Origin of the sequence: Dactylosporangium sp. NPDC000555, from assembly GCF_040300025.1 — a bacterium.
Taxonomy (GTDB): Bacteria; Actinomycetota; Actinomycetes; order Mycobacteriales; family Micromonosporaceae; genus Dactylosporangium.
Genome location: NZ_JBEPDB010000173.1, coordinates 1 through 5,984 on the forward strand (window position 1 = coordinate 1; position 5,984 = coordinate 5,984).

The 5,984-nt window shown below is 70.0% G+C and carries 8 protein-coding genes and 1 pseudogene; 3 read left to right on the forward strand and 6 right to left on the reverse strand.

Annotated elements, in window-relative coordinates:
• Positions 1–660: 660 nt before the first annotated feature.
• The 3 genes from ABT297_RS42505 (at position 661) to ABT297_RS42515 (ending at position 1,723) form a co-directional block, all read left to right on the forward strand.
• The gene (locus tag ABT297_RS42505; RefSeq protein ID WP_350559726.1) at positions 661–876 is read left to right on the forward strand and encodes a hypothetical protein; all 216 of its coding nucleotides are present in this window, start codon (positions 661–663) and stop codon (positions 874–876) included.
• Between the two features lie 105 nt (positions 877–981).
• A complete protein-coding gene (locus tag ABT297_RS42510; RefSeq protein ID WP_350559729.1) occupies positions 982–1,131 on the forward strand; it encodes a hypothetical protein in 150 nt (49 codons plus the stop codon).
• A gap of 28 nt (positions 1,132–1,159) precedes the next feature.
• On the forward strand, positions 1,160–1,723 hold the full coding sequence (locus tag ABT297_RS42515; RefSeq protein WP_350559732.1) for a hypothetical protein: 564 nt from the start codon (positions 1,160–1,162) through the stop codon (positions 1,721–1,723).
• On the opposite strand, the gene ABT297_RS42520 is transcribed toward ABT297_RS42515, so the two are convergent.
• The 6 genes and pseudogenes from ABT297_RS42520 to ABT297_RS42545 all read right to left on the reverse strand — a co-directional run.
• Positions 1,720–2,442, reverse strand: coding sequence for a hypothetical protein (locus ABT297_RS42520; RefSeq protein ID WP_350559747.1), 723 nt, complete (start codon positions 2,440–2,442; stop codon positions 1,720–1,722). The genes ABT297_RS42515 and ABT297_RS42520 overlap by 4 nt on opposite strands.
• 490 nt (positions 2,443–2,932) lie before the next feature.
• A pseudogene (locus ABT297_RS42525) lies at positions 2,933–3,181 on the reverse strand (tetratricopeptide repeat protein); the annotation flags it as partial.
• Between the two features lie 114 nt (positions 3,182–3,295).
• On the reverse strand, positions 3,296–4,144 hold the full coding sequence (locus ABT297_RS42530; RefSeq protein WP_350559744.1) for an MOSC domain-containing protein: 849 nt from the start codon (positions 4,142–4,144) through the stop codon (positions 3,296–3,298).
• 33 nt (positions 4,145–4,177) lie between these two features.
• Entirely contained in the window at positions 4,178–4,915 is a 738-nt protein-coding gene (locus ABT297_RS42535; protein WP_350559735.1) for an urease accessory protein UreD, read from the reverse strand.
• Entirely contained in the window at positions 4,915–5,637 is a 723-nt protein-coding gene (gene ureG, locus ABT297_RS42540) for an urease accessory protein UreG (protein WP_350559738.1), read from the reverse strand. Before ureG ends, ABT297_RS42535 begins: the two co-directional genes overlap by 1 nt.
• Positions 5,627–5,984, reverse strand: a 358-nt coding sequence (locus tag ABT297_RS42545; RefSeq protein ID WP_350559741.1) for an urease accessory protein UreF, incomplete at its 5' end; no start/stop codon positions are given. The genes ureG and ABT297_RS42545, both read right to left, overlap by 11 nt.

Below are 5,984 nucleotides of genomic sequence, written 5' to 3' on the forward strand. Positions count from 1 at the left end.
CTCGGTGCACGGCTCGGTGCAGGGGCCGGTGCCGCCCTCGCCACCTCCGCCGCCGGTCACGCCGACTGACCAGGCACAACGTCCCGCGAGCAGCACCGCGGCAGACGACCGTGAACCCGCGCCGCGTCACGTGGACAGCGACGGGCGGCCCGGTCCTGGCCCAAAGCGTCGTCGCGCAGCCACGCCACAGCTGCGCCGGCCCGCCGGTCCGGCAACGCATCGAACGGTCGGCGGAAATATACGGCCACCGGTGCATCGCGGCCGTCGTTCGACAATGCCGCGCACGACCGAGCGGCAATTCCACCGAACACCCCGCACGGCAGGAACAAGCAACCACTGTCCCCATGGACCACCGGTGCAGACTCCCGAATGACGTGATCGCAGCGAGCATGCCGCCGGGATGTGACCGCCACGGGCATACCGTCCACATCGGACAGTGCTGGAAGCTGGGCGAAGCCCTCGAAGATCCACCTACGGATGAGGACTCCATCCGTGACAGGGCCCGGCAAAGTTGCGAGATGTCCGAATTGCCCCACCGTGCTGTTGCCACTCAAAGGCCCACGAACAGGGGGCCGGATCGCGATTGGTGTTCCAAAACGGACAGAACTCGACTTGTCGGGGCCCTGCCATCCGTGGTCGCCTACCGTGCCGTCCTTTGACATGCCGAGACAACCGGTCCGCTACGTGTCGTGCCTGCCAGCCATCGAACGCCGCACCCGCCGCACCCGACTGGCCCCGGACAACCGGGCCCACAACGCGCTACTGCGCACCAACGTGCACCCGGCGAACGCGGCTCCGCGCTGCTCACCAGCCGTCGGCGCACCCACGCCACCGCCAGCCCGCCCCACCATCGGTGACACCGTCCGCGCTGGCTGAGATCACGTCAATGTAGACGCACCGCTCAGTGTCCTCGGGCGTGCGCACACCTGATAGGAATGTGACTGCGTCGAGGTCGGTCTCGGCGGACAAGGAGATCATGCTGTGTTCGCGGTGCTTTCCAAGCTGGCGGAGATCCTTGCCAAATTGGGGCACAGCCTCTTGGTCCACCGACGCACCATCAAGGACGCCGACGCGGCTGCCGCGATGCTCCGGTGCGCGACGGCGCTGCAGGACCTTGTGTGTACGCGGTGAGCGGCTGCTGGCCCTGGCCGACGAGTTGGTGGACGGCGCCGGGCGGCTCGGTGCGGCCGAGGAATTCGCGGACCTGGTGGAACGGCAGGCAGCGAAGGTCGATTCCCTGCGATCCGCGCTCGCCGACGTCCAGCCGTTGCTGGCCACCGTCGATGCGGGAATCTACCTGGAGCTGGTGCCGTTCCTGGACGTGAAGTCCGGGCTGATGACGCGCTGGGGCCAGCAGGCAGCCTTGAGCCGGTTCTCCACGACGACGTTGTTCTTTCTGCCCGCGGAGACGTTGGACCGCGTCATCGCGATCGGGAAGGCGCACGCCAGTCCGGACGGGCTGACCGAGGAACGTTCGGGTTACCTCCTGGCCGTAACCGATGGCATCCGGGCAGCGCGGTCCGGTGAGGTGCGCGACGTGAGCCGTGCGGTGCCGGCGCGGCAGGTGGCCGTGGTCAAGCAGGAGATCGCGACGGCCAGGACCGACCTGGTCCGGACCAAGGACCTGTGCGGGCAGTTGCTGGCCGCCACGCGGGAGGCCGTCGGGCCGGAGGTGATGGCGCGGCTTCGCCGGACGCTGGTGCCGAAGCCGAGCCACGATTAGCGCGAGCCGCGCCGGCCCTTCGCGGGAGCGTGGATCTTCGCGTACAGCTCCGGGTCCTGCGGGAATCCGGCGCGGGCGAACGCGTAGCCGCCGATTTTGGTAGCCAGGAGTCTCACGCTGCTGAGGCCCAGCGCCTTGGCGAGCTGTTCGGTGTTGTACTGCAAACGTTGGAACAGCCCTTGTCCCCTCGCGCCCTCGGCGATGCGAAGCTCGTCGATGTGGATCTCACCCGCCCGGAGATCGAACCGAAGCTGGAGCAGGGCCTGGACCTCTCCGCCGCCGCGGAGGACCAGGTCGGCGCTGCCGGCGCCATCCGGATAGAGGGTGATGGCTGCCTGCGCTCCGCTCAGCCGGTTTGTGAGTACGTCGGCGAACCCCGCCGGGGTGATCGGGATCAACGCCTTCCAGGTCGTGACGAACTCCTCGTCCAGCTGGACGACGGACAGCCGCGGCCGCACGGCCTCGAAGTCCGCCACGGTCAGGGACGCGACCGCCGCCCTGACGTCGGCGCGGTCCTCGGCCACGGACGGTGTCAGGACCACACCGGCGGCGCTGCGAGTCAAGTGGTCCCATACCGGATTCCGCGGGAAGGGCGGCAGGAACCAGTTGGCTCCGATCGCTTCCCAGCCCCGCTGCCACCAGGCGACAGCTCGAAGCGACCGCAGTCCGAACCGGACCGCGCCGGCGATGACGCAGCGCACGTACAGACCCCGCCACACCACTGCTCGTCCCGCCAGGACTCGTGGCGGCCGTGGCGAAACGCTCAGCGTCCGCCACCATCTCGACATAGCTGGTCAACGGCGGGGCGTTCGATATCACCACGGGGACTGGCGCCTGGAGGACCACGACTGAATCCTCCGGCGCGAACACCACGTTGTCGGCGAGGACGATCAGCGGCCGGACATCGTTGCCATCGATCATCACGAACTCCAGCGCCGCATCGCCCATCGGCGTGAAGCTCTTCGTGACGCGCTTGACATCGCAGACCGGCAGGCTGAGCGTCTCGCCGATCGCGGGGACGACGACGGACACCCTTCCGCCGGCCACGGTTGGCTCCAGTCCCAGTACCTCGGAGAAGGCGGAGGCAATCTGGTGAGCCATCGCCGCGTCATTCCGCTCTCGGTTCTTGTTCGCCTCCACCATGCCGCGCACCCCGGCGAAGGGTTCGAGGTTAGCGCGCACGAGTCGGGTCAACGAGTGCTCTTCACCCAGGACCTGGAGGCAGTCGATGAGGGTTTGCTCGAGTACGGCAATGGCTCGCTGAGGCTGCCCGACCGCGAGGTACACGGTGGCAAGATCGTTGCGCGTGGACAGGGTGCCGGGATCATTCGCCCCCGTGACCCGCACCCGCTCCGCGACGGCCAGCTCGAACAACGGAATCGCCAGTTCAGGGCGCCCCTCGGCCAGCCATCCGGAGAACCACACGTGAGCGAGGTCGGTGAGCGCGGAAACCGTCATGCGATCATCCGCACCGAGCAGACGCACCACGCCGGCCCCTTCCTCCAGCGAACTCTCTCGATGGCCAGAAGCGCAAACAATACCCTGACAGGCGGGCGTCAACGGCGGCCGGCGCTACGGTCCGGCCGTCACCGTGACGAGGTCGCCGACCCGCAGATGCCCGCCTTGACGGACCGCGCCGTAGGCACCGACGCACGTGAGCGTGCCCAGGTCCAGCACGGGGACGCGGTTGACCCGGGCGGCGGTGCGCAGCACGTCCGGGTCCTCGGTCAAGCCGTTGCCCTGCGCGAGGGTCGGCACCGCGCATCGCGGGGTGGGCGCGACGACGTGGACGGTCGCCTCAGCGCCGAGGATCAGGTTCCGGCCTGGCCAGGTGTTCTCGGAGAACGGCACGTCGTCGTACATGCGCACCACGATGTTCGGCCGGAAGCGCCGGGCGTCGATCGCGTGCCGGGGATGTTCGCGGGCCAGCGCGTCGAGCGTCGCCGTGGTCAGCACGTGTACGGCGGCGAAGTCCACGAACGTGTCGCCCGGCGTGCCGGCCGCCAGCGAGCCACGGGTCAGTGCCCCCGGCGAGGGTTCCGTAGCGGGCGTCAGCCGTTCGAGGGTCGCGCCCTCGGGACGGGTCCCGGCCAGCCGCACCGGACGTCCAACAGCCCCGGACAGCAGCCTGTCGGCCGTCGGGTCATCGTGGCGGACGACCGTGCCGTCGGCGAGCGTGATCGCGACCTGCCCGCCGGCGTCGTGCCGGGCGGTCATGGTCAGCAACGTGCGCCATTTGCGCGGGTTCTTCGCGCTGGCGACGAGGCCGGTCCGCTCGTCGATCAGCGCGTACCGGCGGTCGCCGTCAATACCCGTTTCGTCGAGGACGGCGGTGCCCAGCTCTTCGCCGAGCATCGACTTGACCGGATAGCGGCCAATCCAGACGATCTCCCCCGCCGGTGGCCTCCAAGGGATCCGCATCACTGACAAACCGTAGCCGGTGCACCGAGGTCGTCACCGGATCGGGCCTGCGTCTGGCTCGGTGAGGTATTGGCGCAGGGCGTGGGCGTCGTGCGCGGTGGCGGTGATCAGCGATGCCGGTCCAGCCAGCGGCATGCGTACGGCGGTGGGGCCGAGCACGACCGGCGCACCCGGCGCTTCGCTTGGGTGAACGTGCAGCAGCGATCCGGTCGCTTTGGCGGTGCCGAGGACTGCTGGTCCGGACCAGCCGTCGGCGCCGGGACCGATGTCGAGTCTCTGGCACAGCAGTGGCCGTCCGGCGTAGGTCACCGACGTGATGATGGTGACGTCGCCGGGTTGATCGTTGTGCCGGCCGCAGACGAGCTCGTCGCGCCACAGCAACGCCGCGCCTTCGGCGACGTCGATGGTCGCGGCGGTGGTGTGGCGGCAGCCGGCGGCGGCGATGGTCTGTTCGGGCAGCCAGTGCAGCGTCGCGCCGGCGGCAACGGACGCGCGGACGGTGACATGCGAGCGGGCACCGGTACGCGAGGGCAGGGCGAGCGACGCGGCAACGGCGCGAAGGCACAGCGTCGCGTGTGGCCTGACTTCGATGTCCAGTCGCAGGTCGTCCCCGCCGAGCGGGCCGGCGGCTCCGCCGACCAGGTGCACGGTGGCCGCGCCGGCGTAGACGTCGGTTCGGCGCAGCAGCAGGGGGGTCTCGCCGCGTAATTGGGCGAGCCGGGTGCCGCCGCGGCCGTCAGCCTCGGCGACAACCCTGGCGCGCGCACGCATCAGTGGGTCTCGGCGTGTGCGTGGTGCGTGCTCTGGCGATGGGCGACGAGGTGGCGTACCCAGTCGGCGACCGTGGTGGCGTGCTGGTCGGTCGCGATCGACAGGAAGATGGTGGGCAGCCGGCCGCGGCGGGCTCGGGCGTCACGGTCCATGACGGACAGGTCGGCGCCGACCATGGGCGCCAGGTCGGTCTTGTTGATGACCAGCAGGTCGGCGGCGGTGACCCCGGGCCCGCCCTTGCGGGGGACCTTGTCGCCGCCGGCCACGTCGACGACGAAGATCTGGTAGTCGATGAGTCCTTTGCTGAAGGTGGCGGTGAGGTTGTCGCCGCCGCTTTCCACCAGCAGCAGGTCCAGTGGCCCGAGCACGGTTTCCAGTTCCTCGATGGCGTCGAGGTTGGCGGAGATGTCGTCGCGGATCGCGGTGTGGGGGCAGCAGCCGGTCTCCACGGCGCGGATGCGTTCGGGTGGCAGGACCGCGTTGCGTTTGAGGAAGTCGGCGTCTTCGGTGGTGTAGATGTCGTTGGTGACCACGCCGAGGCGCAGCTCGCTGCCGAGGCTGCGGCACAGCGCGGCGACCAAGGCGGTCTTGCCGGAACCGACGGGACCGCCGATGCCGATGCGCAGCGCCCGTCCGCCGGACGCGAGCGGGGCGTGCGGGTCGACGTCGGGGCGCGGGTGGCTGTGCGGAACGGTCTCGTCGTGGTGGATGTCAGGACGCAAAGAGACGCACCTCCCAGGTGGCGTGAGTTTCGGCGTGGATGTCGGCCAGCGGCGCGGTGTTGGCCGGCAGGTCGGCGGGTGCTCTGCCCGCGTCGGCTGCCGCGATGGTCGCTATCTGGTCGCAGGCGCGGGCCAGCCGGGCCAGCAGGGCCTGCGCCTGGTACGGGTCCAGGCCGAGGAGTCGTACGGCGGCGCTGGCCGGGCCGGCGACGATCCCGTGCGTGGCGATCAGCGCGGTCTGCTCGGTGGTGAGGTTCGCGGCGGCTGCGGTGAGCCCGAGCGCGATCGGGTGGTGGCAGCCGTCGGGGTGGCGGGGAGCGTGGGCGAACAGCGGCGAGGGCCAGGTG